The sequence below is a fragment of the Tessaracoccus luoxuelianae genome, from assembly GCF_055326245.1.
In genome coordinates this window covers 256012-272989 of the sequence record NZ_JBUZNO010000003.1, presented here as the reverse complement: position 1 = coordinate 272989, position 16978 = coordinate 256012, and the positions used below count along the sequence as shown (strand labels likewise).

The 16978-nt window shown below is 70.2% G+C and carries 19 protein-coding genes and 1 riboswitch; of the genes, 9 read left to right on the top strand and 10 right to left on the bottom strand.

Going from position 1 to position 16978, the window contains the following annotated elements:
• Nucleotides 1–41 precede the first annotated feature (41 nt).
• Nucleotides 42–1724 carry an FAD-binding protein gene (locus ACZK39_RS06260; protein ID WP_463612853.1) on the bottom strand — a complete coding sequence of 561 codons (1683 nt, stop codon included), beginning with the start codon at nucleotides 1722–1724 and terminating at the stop codon, nucleotides 42–44.
• A gap of 48 nt (nucleotides 1725–1772) precedes the next feature.
• Between ACZK39_RS06260 and ACZK39_RS06255 the strand changes: the two genes are divergently transcribed.
• From ACZK39_RS06255 to lgt, 3 genes are all read left to right on the top strand, one after another.
• Nucleotides 1773–2336: a TetR family transcriptional regulator gene (locus ACZK39_RS06255; protein ID WP_463612852.1), complete on the top strand. Its 564-nt coding sequence runs from the start codon at nucleotides 1773–1775 to the stop codon at nucleotides 2334–2336.
• 112 nt (nucleotides 2337–2448) lie between these two features.
• Nucleotides 2449–2889: a methylglyoxal synthase gene (locus tag ACZK39_RS06250; protein ID WP_459055715.1), complete on the top strand. Its 441-nt coding sequence runs from the start codon at nucleotides 2449–2451 to the stop codon at nucleotides 2887–2889.
• A 47-nt stretch (nucleotides 2890–2936) separates the two neighbouring features.
• Nucleotides 2937–3818: a prolipoprotein diacylglyceryl transferase gene (gene lgt / locus ACZK39_RS06245; RefSeq protein WP_463612851.1), complete on the top strand. Its 882-nt coding sequence runs from the start codon at nucleotides 2937–2939 to the stop codon at nucleotides 3816–3818.
• Nucleotides 3819–3897: 79 nt separating this feature from the next.
• On the opposite strand, the gene ACZK39_RS06240 is transcribed toward lgt, so the two are convergent.
• From ACZK39_RS06240 to ACZK39_RS06225, 4 genes are all read right to left on the bottom strand, one after another.
• Nucleotides 3898–5109, bottom strand: a complete 1212-nt coding sequence (locus tag ACZK39_RS06240) for an ROK family transcriptional regulator (RefSeq protein ID WP_182800584.1) — start codon at nucleotides 5107–5109, stop codon at nucleotides 3898–3900.
• A 79-nt stretch (nucleotides 5110–5188) separates the two neighbouring features.
• The gene (locus ACZK39_RS06235) at nucleotides 5189–5542 is read right to left on the bottom strand and encodes an MGMT family protein (protein WP_182781009.1); all 354 of its coding nucleotides are present in this window, start codon (nucleotides 5540–5542) and stop codon (nucleotides 5189–5191) included.
• The gene (locus ACZK39_RS06230) at nucleotides 5535–6281 is read right to left on the bottom strand and encodes an SIR2 family NAD-dependent protein deacylase (protein WP_463612850.1); all 747 of its coding nucleotides are present in this window, start codon (nucleotides 6279–6281) and stop codon (nucleotides 5535–5537) included. Before ACZK39_RS06230 ends, ACZK39_RS06235 begins: the two co-directional genes overlap by 8 nt.
• Nucleotides 6282–6295: 14 nt before the next feature.
• Nucleotides 6296–7270 (bottom strand): aldo/keto reductase, encoded by a 975-nt coding sequence (locus tag ACZK39_RS06225; protein WP_463612849.1) that lies wholly within the window; start codon nucleotides 7268–7270, stop codon nucleotides 6296–6298.
• A 160-nt stretch (nucleotides 7271–7430) separates the two neighbouring features.
• Here ACZK39_RS06225 and ACZK39_RS06220 point away from each other — a divergent pair, with 160 nt between their 5' ends.
• The 3 genes from ACZK39_RS06220 to ACZK39_RS06210 are packed head-to-tail and all read left to right on the top strand — an operon-like array spanning nucleotide 7431 to nucleotide 10212.
• Nucleotides 7431–7721, top strand: coding sequence for a FeoA family protein (locus ACZK39_RS06220; protein WP_182781007.1), 291 nt, complete (start codon nucleotides 7431–7433; stop codon nucleotides 7719–7721).
• Complete coding sequence (feoB, locus tag ACZK39_RS06215) at nucleotides 7718–9649, top strand: ferrous iron transporter B (protein ID WP_463612848.1); 1932 nt, start codon at nucleotides 7718–7720, stop codon at nucleotides 9647–9649. Before ACZK39_RS06220 ends, feoB begins: the two co-directional genes overlap by 4 nt.
• Nucleotides 9646–10212: a NifU family protein gene (locus tag ACZK39_RS06210; RefSeq protein ID WP_463612847.1), complete on the top strand. Its 567-nt coding sequence runs from the start codon at nucleotides 9646–9648 to the stop codon at nucleotides 10210–10212. Before feoB ends, ACZK39_RS06210 begins: the two co-directional genes overlap by 4 nt.
• Nucleotides 10213–10237: 25 nt before the next feature.
• On the opposite strand, the gene ribH is transcribed toward ACZK39_RS06210, so the two are convergent.
• From ribH to ACZK39_RS06185, 5 genes are all read right to left on the bottom strand, one after another.
• Complete coding sequence (gene ribH, locus ACZK39_RS06205) at nucleotides 10238–10714, bottom strand: 6,7-dimethyl-8-ribityllumazine synthase (protein WP_459055723.1); 477 nt, start codon at nucleotides 10712–10714, stop codon at nucleotides 10238–10240.
• Nucleotides 10711–11949 carry a bifunctional 3,4-dihydroxy-2-butanone-4-phosphate synthase/GTP cyclohydrolase II gene (locus tag ACZK39_RS06200; RefSeq protein ID WP_459055724.1) on the bottom strand — a complete coding sequence of 413 codons (1239 nt, stop codon included), beginning with the start codon at nucleotides 11947–11949 and terminating at the stop codon, nucleotides 10711–10713. The genes ribH and ACZK39_RS06200 overlap by 4 nt, the downstream gene beginning before the upstream one ends.
• The gene (locus tag ACZK39_RS06195) at nucleotides 11946–12539 is read right to left on the bottom strand and encodes a riboflavin synthase (protein WP_459055725.1); all 594 of its coding nucleotides are present in this window, start codon (nucleotides 12537–12539) and stop codon (nucleotides 11946–11948) included. The genes ACZK39_RS06200 and ACZK39_RS06195 overlap by 4 nt, the downstream gene beginning before the upstream one ends.
• Before the next feature lies 1 nt (nucleotide 12540).
• Nucleotides 12541–13575 carry a bifunctional diaminohydroxyphosphoribosylaminopyrimidine deaminase/5-amino-6-(5-phosphoribosylamino)uracil reductase RibD gene (gene ribD, locus ACZK39_RS06190; protein WP_459055726.1) on the bottom strand — a complete coding sequence of 345 codons (1035 nt, stop codon included), beginning with the start codon at nucleotides 13573–13575 and terminating at the stop codon, nucleotides 12541–12543.
• 101 nt (nucleotides 13576–13676) lie between these two features.
• Nucleotides 13677–13805: riboswitch (FMN riboswitch) on the bottom strand.
• A gap of 68 nt (nucleotides 13806–13873) precedes the next feature.
• Nucleotides 13874–15157, bottom strand: a complete 1284-nt coding sequence (locus ACZK39_RS06185) for a YibE/F family protein (protein WP_459055727.1) — start codon at nucleotides 15155–15157, stop codon at nucleotides 13874–13876.
• Between the two features lie 66 nt (nucleotides 15158–15223).
• Between ACZK39_RS06185 and ACZK39_RS06180 the strand changes: the two genes are divergently transcribed.
• The 3 genes from ACZK39_RS06180 (at nucleotide 15224) to ACZK39_RS06170 (ending at nucleotide 16974) form a co-directional block, all read left to right on the top strand.
• Complete coding sequence (locus ACZK39_RS06180; RefSeq protein ID WP_182781003.1) at nucleotides 15224–15418, top strand: DUF6767 domain-containing protein; 195 nt, start codon at nucleotides 15224–15226, stop codon at nucleotides 15416–15418.
• 81 nt (nucleotides 15419–15499) lie between these two features.
• Complete coding sequence (locus ACZK39_RS06175) at nucleotides 15500–16405, top strand: rhomboid family intramembrane serine protease (protein ID WP_459055728.1); 906 nt, start codon at nucleotides 15500–15502, stop codon at nucleotides 16403–16405.
• Between the two features lie 44 nt (nucleotides 16406–16449).
• Complete coding sequence (locus ACZK39_RS06170; RefSeq protein ID WP_459055729.1) at nucleotides 16450–16974, top strand: DUF6553 family protein; 525 nt, start codon at nucleotides 16450–16452, stop codon at nucleotides 16972–16974.
• Nucleotides 16975–16978: the final 4 nt, after the last annotated feature.

Sequence of the window (16978 nt, the reverse complement as noted above, 5' to 3'; positions counted from 1 at the left end):
TCATATCTCTGTATGACCGTGCTGGCAGCGCACCGCCGCCGTCAGCCGGCGGAGGTTGAGCCTCCCGCACCCACGAGGTCTCCCGCCGATCCGGCGCCGGCCATGTGGCGGGCCCCACGGAGGCCGAACACCGCGGCTGGGCCGATCGTCGAGCCGGGGCCGGGATACGTGCGGCCCATCACGGAGGCCGAGTTGTTGCCCGCCGCGTACAGGCCCTCGATCACCGAGCCGTCCTCACGCAGCGCCCGCGCGAACTCGTCGGTCACCACGCCTCCCTTCGTGCCCAGGTCGCCGATCACCACGCGATACGCCGTGAACGGACCCTTCTCCAGCGGGCCTAGGTTGGCGTTCGGGATCACCGACGGATCGCCGTAGTAGCGGTCATAGGCGGACCTCCCGCGGCCGAAGTCGTCATCCACGCCGGCCCGGGCGAACGCGTTGAAGCGGTCGACGGTGGCGCGCAGCGTGGCGGGCTCCATCCGCAGCTTCCGCGCCAGAGCCTCGACGGTGTCCGCCTTCGCCATCGACCCCTCCGCCGCCAGCTTCTTGTTGGTGCGCGGATCCATCGCGTAGGTGCGCATATAGCGGCGCGCGTGGCGGGCCTCGCCGATGATCCAGTAGGCGCCGTCCTTGTCGTGCTCCAGCATGTGGTGCCCGAGGTCCACATACGACTCCGCCTCGTTGGCGAACCGTTCCCCGCGGCCGTCCACCATGATCGAGTAGGGCAGCGCCCGCTCGCCCACGATGAACGACGGGTCCCCGCCGTCGGCGCCGATCACGGACGCGCCCCACCACGCGTCGTCCATCAGCTCCAGCGCAGCGCCCGCGCGCTGGCCGAGCCCGATGGCCGAGCCCAGGTTGCCGGGGTTGCCGGAACTGTCGCCCTCGATGCCGTGGTACTGCACTCGCATCAGGGCGTTGCGGTCGAATCCGCCGCCCGCGAGCATCACGCCGCGGCGGGCGCCCACTGTCTGGGTGCGGCCGTCGCGGGTGATCCGCACGCCCACCACGCGGTCGCCGTCGAAGATCAGCTCCTCGACGGGGCTGCTCAGCCACAGCTTCGCGCCGCCCTTCTGCACCACGCCCGCGAACATCGCGGTGGCCAGCGCCGCGCCGATGCCCACGCCCCGCTTCCCGGTGCCCAGGAAGCCGAGCATCCGGAACACGAGGCCCGCGCCGCGCTTGAATCCGCCCCAGGTGGACCAGGCGCGCTGGATGAGCCATACGTCGTCGGTCTTGATGGGAAGGGGCGCGGTGAGCCGCAGCGTCTTGTACCAGTCGCCGAGCACCTTCGAATCCAACGGCTTCACTTCCACGGCGCGCCCGATCCGTCCACCGGGCAGCTCGGGGTAGTAGTCCGGGTACTCGCCCGCGCGGACGAACTCCACCCCGTAGCGCTCAGCGGTGGTCACGAAGTCCGATACCGAATCGACGAAGGCCTCCTTGCGTGCGCGCGATGTGCACCGTCCGACGTCCCCGATGCACGCCTCCATGTACTCGAGTGCGGACTCGCGGGAGTCTGAGACCCTCTCCCGCTGCATCAACGGATTGTTGGGCAGCCAGAGGCCGCCCCCCGACATGGCCGTGCTGCCGCCCCACTTCTCGGTGCTCTCCAGCATCACCACGTCCAGCTTCTCGTCGACGGCGCCCAGCGCGGTGGCCATTGCGGCCCCGCCCGAGCCCACAACCACCACATCGAAAGTGTGGTCGAAAGTCTGCGTCATCTCTCCTCCTCATACCGGACATCTATGTCCGGTTCTATGCTGTCCAGCATGCCCGCCCATCACCGTCGGATCAATAGGGGACCCGCAGCGGCCGCCGAGAATCGCCGCGCGGTGCTGGCTGCCGCCCGCGAACTCTTCGCCGAACGGGGCTACGAGGTGCCGATGCAGGCCATCGCCAAGCGGGCCGGCGTCGGCCAGGGGGTGCTCTACCGGCACTTCCCCAAGCGCCTGGACCTGGCGCTAGCGGTGTTCGAGGAGAACTTCGTCCGCCTCGAGACCGCGGGCGCCGAGGTGGGCCCGGGCTCCTTCAGCGCGCTGTGGGGAGTGATGGTGGACAGCGTGGTGGAATCCGCGGCGTTCGTCGAGATGGCGGTGGAGGCGCGGCGCGAGATGCCGGACTTCGGCGGCAACGAGCGTGTGGTCGCGGTGTTCGGCCCACATGTGGAGGCCGCCAGGCAGGCGGGGGAGGTGCGCGCGGACCTCGTCGTCGACGATGTGCTCACGGCCGTGCGGATGGTCTACGGCCTGGTGGTGACCAGCGGCGGCGGGGGCATGCTGAGGCAGCGGATCGCGGCGGTGTCGCGGCGGTGGTTCGGACTCCCCGCTGCTTGAGCCGGACCGCGCGGGGACCCCGATCGAGCAGGTGGAGGCAACAGACGGCTAAGCCGCGCCCAGCGGTTCGTGCAGGCCTACGCTGGCCTCACACGGATGAGAGGCGGCAGACATGCCGGACATCAAACACAACATCGCCCTCGTGGCGCACGACAACAAGAAGGCCGAGCTGCTCAGCTGGGCCAACTACAACCGGGGCACCCTCAGCCACCACACCCTCTTCGCCACCGGCACCACGGGCACGATGCTGGAGTACGAGCTCGGGCTGCCCGTGACCCGGCTGCTGTCCGGCCCCGTGGGTGGGGATCAGCAGATCGGCGCCATGATCGCCGAAGGCCGGATCGACACGCTCATCTTCTTCTGGGATCCGCTCGAGCCGCAGCCCCACGATCCTGACGTGAAGGCGCTGCTGAGGATCGGGGCCGTGTGGAACGTGCCCATGGCGTGCAACGTCGCCACCGCCGATGTCCTGATCTCGTCGCCGCTGATGAGCCAGCCGTGGGCGAACCGGCCAGACATCTCGCCGCGAGCCTGGCAGCCCGACGAGGAGTGATGGGCCGGGCCTTCGGCCACCTTGCCGCGGTATGGAAAGCTGGGGCCGTGACACCCCTCGAGCTGACCTTCCCGGACATCAATCCGGTTGCCATCAACATCTTCGGCCTCAAGATCCACTGGTACGCCCTCATGTACCTCCTCGCGTTCGCGATGGGGTACGGGTTGATGATCCTGCGACTGCGGCACGAGCCGTACCGGTCCATCACCACGCCCAGGCCGTGGACCCGGACGAGCATCGAAGACATCCTGCTCGCGGCCATCATCGGCGTCATGGTGGGCGGACGCCTCGGCTACACGCTCTTCTACAATCCGGCCTACTACTTCGCCAACCCGCTGGAGATCCTCCAGATCTGGGATGGCGGGATGAGCTTCCACGGCGGCGCCATCGGCGTGGCGCTCGGCCTGGCCTGGTTCGCCTTCCGCGAGAAGCGCCCCTTCCTCCAGGTGGCGGACTTCCTCGTGCCCGCCGCGCCCATCGGCCTGGCCGCCGGCCGGTTCGGCAACTTCATCAACGGCGAGCTGTGGGGCCGCGAAGCCTCGGCAGATCTGCCGTGGGCCATGCGGTTCCCCACCGGGGGCGACGTCCTGCGCCACCCGTCGCAGCTCTACCAGATGCTCCTCGAGGGCGTCCTGCTGTTCATCCTGCTTTGGCTCTACGCCCGCAAGCCCCGCTTCCGCGGCCAGATCACCGGCGCATTCATCGCCGGCTACGGGCTGTTCCGGTTCATCGCGGAGTTCTGGCGCGAGCCCGACGCGCAGCTGGGCTTCCTCTCGCTCGGGCTCAGCATGGGTCAGTGGTTGTCGCTGCCCATGGTGCTGATCGGCCTCGTCCTCTGGTCCTGGGCCCGGATGCGCGCAGTCAGCGATGTGGAATCCGAGGCTGTTGATAACCCGGAGGATAAGTCCGTGGAGTCCGACGAGGCCTGACCCCTTCGCGGTGACCTGCGGTCTTTTCGCTCCGCGAACCTGTGGACAACTGTGTGGACGGCTGTGTGGACCGACCGGCTCAGAGGTGGTAGTGGCCGGCGCGGGCGGCCAGCCATCCTTCGGGATCCTTGAAGACGGGGCCCATGGCCGCCAGCCCCGCCCCCATCACCGACCGCAGGGGTGCGTCGGTCAACGCCGTGACCTCCATGGGTGTCTTGCGGGCCCACACCACCCGGCCCGCCAACTGCCGGTGCAGAGGCTCGCGCAGCCAGGGTTCGAGGTGGGCGAAGTGACCGGACAGTCGCACGGTGGACACGTCGGAGAGGTTGATCGCAGCACCGAGCGCGATCCCCAGGGCGCCGGCGGCGCGGCGGATCACCGTCTGGGCCCGTTCGTCGCCGTGGGAGAGGGCGTGCATGAGTGCCTCCAGGGTGGGTTGCCTGGCCGCTGAGAGGAGGGCGTGCAGGCCAACGACCGTCTCCAGGCAGCCGACCGAACCGCACGGACAGGGTGCCCCGCGCGGGTCTACGCAGACGTGGCCGATCTCACCGGCCCAGCCGTGCTCGCCGAGGTGCAGCCTGCCCTTGACGACGATGGCGCCTCCAACCCCGGCATCCCCACAGAGCAGGATGAACGACCCGCCGTGCGCGTCCCGGAGCAGGGTCACCGCGCCGCTGTCCGCGTCGTTGGCGATATTCAGCGACACAGGCACGCCGTCGTGCGCGAGAGACCAGTGATCTGCCGGGCGTTCCCCCTCCCAGCCGAGCGGAGTGGAGCGCACGATCAGGCCGGCCTTGCGATCCACCAAGGCGGGCAGCGCCACGTAGGCGCCGATGAGGCGGCCGGCGGAAGGAAGCTCCTCCAGGACGCTACGTGAGAGCCGCTCCAACTCGGCCATGGTCCCCGCGACACCCAGGCGCTTGGCATCCGCGGCCACCTCCCGGGAGGCAGTCACCTTGGAGGTCAGGTCCACGAGGCCCACCGCGAGCCTGCCCAGGCGGACATGCAGGCCCAGCCCGAACGTGGTCCCCGGCTTGATGAACAGCGGGACCGCGGGGCGGCCCCGGCCGGCGCTGGCCGCCTCGCCCTCGGTCACCAGATCGCCGGAGATCAGCTCGTCAACCAGCCGCGACACCGTCGATCTCGTCATGCCCAGCTGCTGGGCGATTCCCGCGCGCGACACGTGCCCGCTGTGTTCCACCACGCGCAGAAACACCAACGCGAGGTTCGACGATCGCATCGCCGACTGCGTCATGCCCGAGGTGTGCTCGTACTCCGGCTCTTCCGTCATGCAACTCACTTCCGATCACCGACGCTGGGGGTGCGTCTCCGGTGACGCCGCCAGTGTCCACCCAACAAGGTGTTGAGCGCTAGGGGGCGTCCATAAATGGGCGGTCAGGCAGATCTGCAACGGCGGCCCGATAGTCGTCGCCTAGGCGCTCCAGGTCCGCCCGGCAGCGGCTGATCAGGCAGCGGTCGCCGTCGGCGTCGATGCCTTCGCGCTGCCACTGCTTCCGGGCCAGCGGGAGCAGATGCTCGGGCATTCGCCCGGAGGCGTTGGTCACGCGCCACCATGACACCTCACCGCCCCAACTGGTCATGATGCTGCCGACCCGGCGGGGCGACGTGCCGACAAGAGCCGCGATGTCGCCGTAGGCCACGACTCGCCCCGGCGGGACCTGCTCCACGGCCCGCAGCACGCGCTCCACCACCTCGTCACTCATCGGCGACCCCGAGCAGAGCCGGGAGGACCTCGTCGAGCTGACCGCGGATGACCTGGTCCGCGTCGTCGTCGTAGGCGGTGGCCTCCGCGTTGACGATCACTCCGTACGCCCCGAGCTCCAACGCCAACGGGAACAGGCCGGCGACGGGATAGACGCCGAGAGTGGTGCCGACGGCGACGATGGCGTCGCAGTCCTCCGCCGCCGCCACCGCGGCGCCCAGCACGTCGGCGTCGAGGACCTCCTCGAACAGCACGACGGTGGCCCGCGTGATCCCCCCACACGCGGGGCAACGCGGATCCTCCTCGCCGGCCGCAACCCGCTCCAGCATCTCCTCCATCGGACCGGTGCGCCCACACATCTCGCAGCGCCAGGTGCGCGCCGAGCCGTGGATCTCGTGCACCAGCTCGGGGTTGCTGCCGGCCAACTGGTGCAGACCGTCGGTGTTCTGCGTGACGATCGCGCGCAACCGCCCCGCCCGCTCCAGCTCGACGATGGCCCGGTGCGCGCGAGTGGGCTGCGCGGCCCACATCGCGGGGTGGGCCCGACGGCGCCAGGCCGCCTTGCGCACGTCGTCGTCGCGGAGATACCAGGAGAGAGTGGAGACCAGCTCGGCGTACGGGTCCCGCGTCCAGAGACCCTCAGGCCCGCGGAAGTCCGGGATGCCCGCCGCGGTGGACAGCCCGGCCCCGCTGAGGATCAGGATCCGGGTGGCCTCGTCGAGGCTCGTGATCTTCGCCACGGCTCAGCCTCCGGTCACCAGGCGTAGGCCTCCGGCGCGGCTCCGCCGGGGCCGGGGAAGATCTCGTCGAGGCGCTTCAAGGCGGCGTCGTCGAGGGTGATCTCCACCGCGCGGAGGGCGCCTTCGAGCTGCTCCATGGTGCGAGGCCCGATGATCGGTCCGGTGACACCGTCCTGGTGCAGCAACCACGCGAGTGCCACGTCGCCGGGCGCGTGGCCGAGCTCGTCGCAGAACGCCTCCCACTGCTCCAGCTGCGCCCGCTTCTCCTCGACCCGCTTGAGCATGCCCGCGTCTGCGCGGCGACCCTCCTCGATCTTGCGCAGCACGCCACCCAGCAGGCCGCCGCCCAGCGGCGACCACGGAATGACGCCGAGGCCGTAGTGGCGGGCCGCCGGGAGGACCTCAAGCTCGATGGTGCGGGCGGCGAGGTGGTAGAGCGACTGCTCGCTGACCAGGCCGAGCGAGTGACGCGCCTTGGCGGCCTCGTTGGCCGCGGCGATGTGCCAGCCGGCGAAATTCGACGAGCCCACGTAGACGATGTCGCCGGAGGCGACGAGGCGGTCCATCGACTGCCACACCTCCTCCCATGTGGTGGCGCGGTCCACGTGGTGCATCTGGTAGAGGTCGATGTGTTCGGTCTGGAGCCGCTGCAGGGAGGCGATCGCCGAGCGGCGCACGTTGACGGCGGACAGCTTCGAGAAGTTCGGCACCTCTTCGTCGAGGGTGGAGCCATAGCACTTGGTGGCCAGCACCACCTCGTCGCGGCGGCCGGACTTGGCGAACCAGCGCCCGACGATCTCCTCGGTGCGGCCGCGATGGCCCTGACCGCCGTAGCCGTTGGCGGTGTCGAAGAAGTTGATGCCCGCGTCGAGGGCCCGGTCCATGATGGCGTGCGAGTCCTCTTCCGAGGTGTGCGGGCCGAAGTTCATGGTGCCGAGCACGATGCGCGAGACGAGAAGGCCGGAACGGCCGAGGCGGGTGTACTGCATGGTGTCCTCCAGTTGACTGCTCCTCCACCCTATCCACGGCCCGCGTGCGGGGGTGGGGACTTCGCAGAGGCGACGTGGCACGACTGCGGGCTTAGGACAGCCTCAGCTCATAACTGACCCCCGGGGTCGCAATTGACAACCGCAGTGTTAGCTTAATTCCATGACCCTCGTGGAGCGCTTCGTGAGCCGTCGGTGCATCACAGCCCAACAGCTGGACGCCGGGACGACGCGCGCACTGGACGCACTGAGGGTAGGCGAGGCGGCCACCATCGCCGCCTTCGACGCCAACGACGTCGTCGCGCGGCGCCTCTTCGACCTCGGATTCACGCCGGGAGAACCCGTGATCAGGCTGAGGCAGGCGCCGCTCGGCGACCCGTTGATGTTCCGCGTGGGCGGCATCGAGATCGTGCTGCGCCGGGCTGAGGCGCGGCGGATCCTCGTCTCCGCATGACCCACCACCACGGCGGAACCTCCGCAGCGCCAGTGCTGCCCGACGCCGCCCGGGTCGCGCTCGTCGGAAGCCCCAACGCCGGCAAGACCACCCTCTTCAACGGCCTGACCGGCCTGCGGGCCAAGACGGGCAACTATCCCGGGGTGACGGTGTCGCGATACGAGGGGCGGGTGGACACCCCGGCCGGCCCCGTCATCGTGGAGGACCTCCCGGGCACCTACTCGCTGGACCCGATCAGCCCTGACGAGGAGATCGTCGCGCAGGTGTTGGAGGAGGCCCACGAGCTCGCCGGCCTCGTCGTGGTGGTGGACGCCACCCACCTCCGCCGCGGACTCGGCCTTGTCTCGCAGGTGCAGCAGGCCGGCCTGCCCACCGTCGTAGTCCTCACCTTCGTCGACGAGCTGCTCCGACGCGGCGGCCGGGTGGACCCGGAGCGGCTCGGACGGGCGCTGGGCGTCAAGGTCCTGCCCGTGGTGGCGGGGGAGCGACGGGGGGTTGAGGCACTGCGCGACGTGCTGGCCGCACCGTCGGCCTGGCCCGCCCCGCCGCTGCCGCCGCCCACCGAGCCGGACGAGGTGACCGGCTGGGCCAGATCCATCCTCCAGGCCGCGCACTTCGCGCCTCCCGACCCCGACTCGCGCACCGGCCGCCTCGACGGGGTGCTGCTGCACCCCGTGTGGGGGTCACTGGTGTTCTTCGCGACGATGTTCGCGTTCTTCCAGACCATCTTCATGGTCGCGGCCCCGGTGCAGGGGTGGATCGAGGCTGCCTTCGCCTGGTTGGGTGACGTGGCCCGGTCGTCGATCCCGGTGGAGTGGCTGGGCCGGTTCGTCGCTGACGCGCTGCTGGCCGGCGTCGGCGGGGTGCTGGTCTTCCTGCCCCAGATCGCGCTGCTGTTCGTGCTCATCTCGCTGCTGGAGGGCTCCGGCTACCTGTCGCGGGCCGCGTACCTGATGGATCGGGTGATGGCCACCGCGGGGCTGGAGGGTCGCGCGTTCGTCGCACTGCTCAGCTCCATGGCGTGCGCCATCCCCGGCATCATGGCCACCCGCACCCTGCCGTCGGCCAAGGACCGGCTCGCCACCATGATGGCGGCCCCGCTGATGACCTGCTCCGCGCGGCTGCCCGTGTACGTGCTGCTCATCGGGATGCTGGTGCCGCCGGACCTGCGCTGGGGCCTCATCGGTGCGCAGGGCCTGATCATGTTCGGGCTGTACCTGATGGGGGCCGCCTCCGCCATGACGTCGGCCTGGTTCTGGAAGCGCATCGTCGGACGTTCCGGCATGAGCCTGCCGTTCTACATGGAGATGCCCAGCTACCGGATGCCGCGGCTGCGCACCGTGCTGATCTCCGTATGGGACGCGTGCAAGGCCTTCCTGCGCAAGATCACCTCCATCATCCTGGTCACCACCGTCGTGCTGTGGGCGCTGCTCAACCTGCCGATCCGCGGTACCGACGAGTTGCTCGAGGCTGGGGTGGACCCGGCTGACAGTGTCGCGGTGACTGCCTACACGCTGGACCACTCGGCCGCCGCCGCCGTGGGGCGAGCCATCGGACCCGTGTTCGAGCCGCTCGGCTTCGACTGGCGCGTCAACGTGGGCGTCATCTCCTCCCTGGCCGCCCGCGAGGTGTTCGTCTCGACGTTGGGCCAGGTGGCCGCCGCCTCGGACCCGGAGGACCCCACCGCCGCGCTCGAGGCGATGACCCACACCGAGGGGCCCCGCGCCGGGGAGAAGGTCTTCACGCCGCCCACCATCGCGGCTCTGCTGGTGTTCTTCGTCTACGCGCTGCAGTGCATGTCCACCCTCGCCGTCATGCGGCGCGAGACCGGCACCTGGCGCTGGCCGCTGATCGCCTTCGTGCACCTCGGGGTCATCGCGTGGCTGATGGCGTTCCTTGCCCACTCGATCGTCGGAGCACTCCTGTGAAGCGCAGCATCCATCCCCAGGCCGTCCCCGGAGAGCCCGCGGCGGTCCGGTGGGTCACGGACGTCGACCTGCCGGTGGGGCGCGTGGTCTCCGCCCCCGGCACCCTCGGCCCGCTGCTCGAGTACGGGGTGCTGACCAAGGCGTTCGTCGAACGTGGGGGAGTGTGGACGTGGCTCGCCCCGGACCACACGTGGACCGAGCACGGGCCGCGGATCCGGGACGCGGTCTCGTCGGCCGTCGACCTGCCCGGCTGGGAGGTCGACGAGGGATCCGACGAGCTGCTCGGCCTGATCGCCCGGGAGATCCTCGACGGCGAACTCGCCGGCTACGTCGAATCCCACGGGGGCGTCATCACGGTGGCGGCCGCTGCGGGCGGGCGGCTGACCCTGGACTTCGGCGGCGCGTGCGAGGACTGCCCGGCCGCCAGCTCGACGCTCCACGAGCGGATCGAGGCTGCCGTGCGCGAGCGCTACCCGCTGCTGCGCGGCGTCGAGCGGGTGGGTGGGGCCCACCACAGGTCGCGGGGATGGTTGGGGTTGCCCGTCCCGGGTCGCGGCCGCTGATTCGCCCCGTCGCCTGAGCTGGGGCCTATCCGACCCGTCGGAGGGAGCGGAGGGTGAGTGCGGTCTCGATGGCCGCGTGCGCCGCCTCGAAGCCCTTGTCCTCGACAGAGCCCGCCAAACCTGCCCGGGCGAGTGCCTGCTCCTCGGTGTCACAGGTGAGCAACCCGAAGCCGACGGGGGTGCCATGATCGAGAGCCACGCGGGTGAGGCCGTCCGTCGCCGCGGCACACACGTACTCGAAGTGTGGCGTCCCTCCCCGAATGACGACGCCGAGGGCCGCGACGGCGTCGTGGGTACGGGCGAGAGCGTCGGCTGCCACGGGCAGCTCGAAGCTGCCGGGCACGCGGACCACCGTCGGATCGGCACCGGCGGCCACGCAGGCGCGCAGCGCACCCGCGAGGAGGCCGTCCATCACCGTCTGGTGCCAGCTGGCCGCGACGATTGCGACGCGGAGGTCGCGGGCATCTAGTCCACTGGTGGCGGGGGCGCCGTGTCCACTCATGTGAGGTCTCCTTGGGCGCTGGTGGGAAGCAGGGGACTGAGAAGATGTCCCATCCGTTCCCGTTTGGTGGTGAGGTAGGCCAGGCTGTGTTCCCCTGGCGGTACGAGGATGGGGACTCGTTCCGTGACGCTGGTCCCCAACTCCTCGAGGGCGGTGACCTTGGCCGGGTTGTTGGTGAGCAGCCGGACGGCAGGGACGCCGAGGTCGCGGATGATCTGCGCGGCGGCGGTATAGCGCCGGGCATCGATCGGGAGACCGAGATCGGTATTGGCATCGACGGTGTCGCGGCCGGACTGCTGGAGTGCGTACGCATGCAGCTTGGCGATGAGGCCGATGCCCCGACCCTCGTGGCCGCGCAGATACACGATCAGCCCTCGTCCCTCCGCCGCGATCCGGGCCAGCGCCAGGTCCAGCTGTGGGCCACAGTCGCAGCGGATGCTGCCGAAGACGTCGCCGGTGAGGCACTCAGAGTGGACCCGCGTGAGCGGAGGCTTGGGGCCGCCGAGGTCGCCGAGGGTCAGCGCGACGTGCTCCTCGCCCTCGACGGTGCGGTAACCGATCGCGAGGAAGTCTCCGTGGCGAGTGGGCAGATGTGCCTCGGCGGCCCGCTCGACCAACCGTTCGGCACGTTCCCGGTGGACCACCAGGTCCTCGATGGAGATCAGCGCTAGGCCGTGCTCGTCGGCGAAGTCACGGAGCGCCTGGCCCCGTTTCATGGTGCCGTCGTCGTTGACGATCTCCACGAGCACGCCCACCGGCCGGAGCCCGGCCAGCCGCGCGAGGTCAACGGCCGCCTCGGTGTGCCCACGCCGGGCGAGCACCCCGCCCTCCCGATACCGCAGCGGGAAGACATGCCCCGGCCTGGTCAGATCCCTGGCCCCCGTCGCCGGGTTGGCCAGCATCTGGACGGTGTGGGCCCGGTCCGCCGCGCTGATGCCCGTGGTCACCCCGGTGCGCGCATCGACGGTCACGGTGAAAGCGGTCCGGTACTGGTCGTCGTTGTCGCGGGTCATCAGCGGGATCTGCAGGCGGTCCAGCAGCTCGCCCGTCATCGGCGCGCAGACCACACCGCTTGAGTAGCGGACGGTGAAGGCCATCAGCTGGGGAGTCGCCTTCTCGGCGGCGAAGATGATGTCGCCCTCGTTCTCCCGTGACTCGTCGTCCACCACCACGACCGGGCGGCCGGCTGCGATGTCCTGGATGGCTCGGGCGACGGTGTCCAGCTGGAGGGTCATCGGGTGACCAGCCGTTCGACGTACTTGGCGATGATGTCAACCTCAAGGTTGACGAGGTCGCCGGCCTGCCGGAGGCCCAGGGTGGTGCGCTGCAGGGTCTCCGGGATCAGCCCGACGGTGAAGGTAGCGGCGTCGTCGTCGACCTCCACCACGGTCAGGCTCGTGCCGTCGACGGCGATCGATCCCTTGGGCACAACGTAGCGGGCGAGCGCCGACGGCAACGCGAAGGTCACGGTGTCCCAGTGCTGGCTGGGGTGGCGCGACACGACGTGGCCGGTCCCGTCGACGTGGCCCTGCACGATGTGGCCGCCGAGCCTCCCTGTCGCGGTGACGGACCGTTCGAGGTTCACCGGGCTGCCCGGCTCCAGTGAACCGAGGGAGGTCTTGTCGAGGGTCTCCTGCATGAGGTCTGCCGTGAAAGTGGGCCCGTCAAGAGTGACGACGGTGAGGCAGCACCCGTTGACGGCGATCGAGTCCCCGGGGCGGGCGTCGCCGGTGACCAGCGGCCCCCCGATGGTGAGGGTCAGTGCGTCGGGGTGTGGATCGAGTGCGAGCACTTGGCCCAGCTCTTCGACGATTCCGGTGAACATGTCAGAACGCTCCTTCGAGGGGGGTGGGGGAGGGTGGGCGCAGCGTGAGGCGCAGCGCGGGTTGGTCAGTGGGGTCCACAGGTGGGAGGACGGTGGCCTCGTCGAGGTCGAGGCGCAACGCCTGCGAGATGGTGCCGATGCCGAGGTCGCCGACGACCGGGCTGCCAGCTCCGAGAAGGGCCGGCGCGATGTAGGCGACGATCTCGTCGATCAGGGCCTCGCGGAGGAAAGCTGCCGCAAGCGTGGGACCGCCCTCGAGCAGCACATGCCTGCGCCCGCGCCGGTGAAGCTCGGCCAGGGCCGAGTGCGGGTCGCGGGTGGGGAGGTGGATCGAGTCGGCGGCGCCGTCGAGCACGCGGCTTCCGGGGTGGGGTTTCCGCAGCCCCATGACCACCCGCAGTGGCTGGATGTCCGCCAGGGTCCCGGCGGAGTCGCGGATCGTCAGGTGTGGGTCGTCGATGGTTACGGTGCCGGTCCCGGCGAGGATCGCGTCGCAACGTGCACGCAGCCGGTGGGCGTCGGCACGTGCGGCCCTCGACGACACCCAGCGCGAAGTGCCGTCAGAGGCCGAGGTCCGCCCGTCGAGCGTTGAGGCGAACTTCCAGGAGACGTAGGGTCGGCCGCGGCTCACGGCGATGCCCCATGCCTTGTTGAGGGCTGCCGCCTCGTCAGCAAGGAGTCCTCCGGCAACGTCGATGCCCGCGTCACTCAACCGCCGGGCACCGCCCGACGCCTCGGGGTTGGGATCCTCCTGCGCGAAGACGACCCGCCGCACGCCGGCCGCTATCAGAGCTTCCGTGCAGGGGCCTGTGCGCCCGGTGTGGTTGCATGGCTCAAGGGTGACCACGGCGGTGGCGCCATGGGCACGCACCCCCGCGGCGGTCAGGGCGTCGACCTCGGCGTGTGGTGTGCCCGCTCCCCGATGGTGACCCTCAGCGATTGTGCGCCCGTCGGGTGTGAGGAGCACGCAGCCGACGCGAGGGTTGGGGCCGTGCGGCGCGTCTTCTGCAGCCGCCAGCTGCAGTGCCCGCGTCATAGCGCTCTGTTCGGCCGGTGATTCGTGCACGGTGCCCGCTGTCCTCTTCGGGCGCGCTCCGGGGGTACACGACCAAGCGGCAGGTACGCTGCCGCTGACCGCTGCGTGCGCTTCCCATCCGGACTTTAACCGTCGGTCCAGGAGTTCCACCTGGTCAACCGGCCAACGAGTTGGCCGGGTCGCGGACTGTCACCGCCGGTGCGGAATTTCACCGCCCCCAGAGCACGCAATGTGTGTTGGGCCAACAATGCACGGCCCGGCGGTGGCAGTCAATCCGTGATGGCTGGTCAGGCCTCGTCTATCCTGGCCCGACGGCGGGGTCATGAGCCGGCTCGACGCCGTGGCCCGGAGCGGGGTCGGGGACGGGGCCGCTGTGCTTGGGGGGGGCGTGCGATTCCCGTGCGGGGCCGACGGTGAGCGCCGCGATGCCGGTCGTGATGGGCACCGCGAGGATCAGCCCGATGGCCGAGGCGAACGTCCGCACGCCCTCCCCGGCGAACAGCTCGAGCCCGAACAGGTCCAGCGGCTCCCGGGTGGTGAAGAACAGCAGCAGCAGGATGGTCAGGGCGCCACCGGCGTAGGCGAACACGATGGTGTAGATGGTGGACGCGATGTGGTCCCGCCCGATCCGCATCCCCGCCGAGAACACCTTCGCCCGCGTCCACTCCGGCGCGGCGGCACGCAGCTCCCACACGGCCGAGGCCTGCGTGATTGTCACGTCGTTGAGCACGCCCAGGCCGCCGATGATGATGCCCACCATCAGCAGTTCCTGGAAGTTGATGCCTGGGGCGAGTTGGGCCAGGTCGTACTCGTTCTCCTCGGCGAAGCCTGACAGGCGTGCCGCGCTGACGGCGATCGTCCCCAGCGTGGTGGTGACGGCGAGGCCGAGAAGGGTGCCGGCCAGCGCCGCCGACGTGCGCATCGACACCCCGTGGGCCACGTAGAGGACGATGAACATGATCACCGTGGACCCGGACAGCGCCACCGCCATTCCCGGCTTCCCGACGATGATGGCCGGCAGCATGAAGCCCAGCAGGATCCCGCCGGCGATGACCAGCCCCACCAGCGCGAACAGCCCGCGCCAGCGCGCCACCGCGACCACCGCCACAGTGAACAGTACTGCCATCGTGAGGAGCACCGGCAGTCTGTTGATGCCGTTGAACGCGTAGTGGATGCCGTCAGAGGTGGGCACGCGCGCCACCTCGATGGTGTCTCCGGCTCGCAACCCGTTGTGCACGTTGGGGCCGGTGAGCTCGACGGCAGCCTGCTCGCCGGCGTCCGGACCTGAGGTGAGCGTGACGGTGGCGGTCATGCACGCCGCCGTCCCCGTCGGCGTCTCGACGGAGGACTCGCACCCGTCCACGATCGAGTCGATGGTGGCCTGCTCGTAGGTGACCCCCGGGGCGTCGGAGATCTTGTTGAGCGCCGCGGACACCTCGCTCTGGCTGGGCCACAGCCAGATCAGCCCGGCGATGGCGAGGACGCCGAACACCACCAGCAGGCCGGTGAGCAGGGTGCGGGCGCGCTGGCCCACCTCGACGACCCCGTGGCTGCCGTGCCCGTGCCCATGCCCGTGACCCATGGGCACAACTTACCGGCCCACCCGCCCGGAGTGGCCAAGACCGCTCGCCCTAGAATGGGACTCACGATGCTCAAGGCACCCCAGCCCTCCCTCCCGCGGCGACGACCCGACGCGAAGTGCCCGCTGCGCCCGGGGGAGCCGTGCACCCTGTGCCAGGCAAGTGTGACGGGGCCGCAGGACTGCGGCCTGGTGTACCTGGTCATGGATGATCCCGAGTTCCGCGAGGCCTGGGCGGCGTCGCGCCGGCCCGTCGGGCAGTAGCAGCCCCGAGCCCGTCCAGCCCGGGCCCTCAGCCCACAACCACGGAGCCGCCCCGCTGCGGCGGCTGGGTACGCTCGTCGCATGGATGCCGAGTCGTCGACGTGTTATCGACACCCCGATCAACCCACGCGTATCGCGTGCCAGCGCTGCGACCGGCCCATCTGTCCGCAGTGCATGATCCCCGGCGCGGTCGGCTTCCAGTGCCCTGAGTGCGTGTCCCGCGGCCACCGCGAGACACGGCAACTCCAACTCCCCTACGGGGGGACTCGGGCGGCCAACCCGCGCGCCACCTCGATCGCGCTGATCGTGATCAACGTCGTCGTGTTCGCGGGGGTCCTGCTGACGGGGGGATCCTTCGGGTCCCTGTTCAACCTGTTCGCCCTGACCCCGCAGGGCATCTGCCCGGTGGGCGACCAGATCCTGCTCACGGACGCGGCCGGCTGCGCAGCGGAGGGCTACGTGTGGCAGGCGGGGGTGGCCACGGGCGCCCCCTGGCAGGTGATCACCTCCGGCTTCACCCACGCCGCCCCCCTCCACATCCTGTTCAACATGCTGGTGCTGTGGCTGCTCGGGCCCACTATCGAGCAGGTGCTCGGCCGGGCGCGGTACCTGGCGGTCTACCTGGTGGCGCTCCTGGGTGGGTCGGCCGCGGTGATGCTCTTCTCGGAGCCATTCCTCTCGACCATCGGCGCCTCTGGTGCCATCTACGGGTTGATGGGGGGTCTTCTGCTGATCGCCGTCCGGCACAAGGGAGACGTGCGCGGCATCCTCTTCTGGCTTGGACTCAACGTCGTCCTGTCGTTCACCTGGGCGGGCATCAGCTGGCAGGGGCACCTCGGCGGCCTCCTCGGCGGCGCGGCGACGGCGGCCTTGATCATGTACCTGCCCAAGGAGCGCCGCGCCGCCTGGCAGTGGCCGTTGGTGGGTCTGTTGGCGGCGGTGTTCGTGGCCATCATCGTGGCCCGCGCGCTCGCCCTGGCAGGCTGACGGCGGGGCGTGGCCCCCGTCCAGCACGGTGGTAGGTTGCGGGCATGGTGGAGGCCCCCCGCGATGAGCTCGATCCCGCGCTGCGTCGCGCCCGCTACGGCAAGCGCGACGACGGGGACAGGTTCCTCGGCTTCTGGCTGACCATCCTGGTGCATGCCCGCCAGGATCGACTCACTCCCAGCCTCACCCAGGTTCGACGCGCCATCGAGGGCTTCTATGCCGGGCGTGAGGTGCGGGCCGCCGTCGCCGCGGTGGGGCTGCCGGCTGTGCAGGACCAGCTGCGCGACGCCGCAGCCGTCTACTTCCAGACCTGCCTGACCGATCCCCAATACTCGTCGGTGGTGTGGGGGATGAATCGGCTGCAGCCAGACCAGCTGCGCGCCAAGGCGGCCAAGGATGCCGCGACCGCGCTGGCGGCGCTGGTGGAGTGCCGCGCCGGGAGCCCGGCGGAGGAGTTGCCCCCGCTGTTCGTCGATGGTTTCCTCGAGGTCTTCGGTGAGCCGGGCCGCGACGCACTGCGCCCAGCCCTGGCGAAGAGGTCCTCGCTGGCGGGCCTCGGACTGGTCTAGGAGC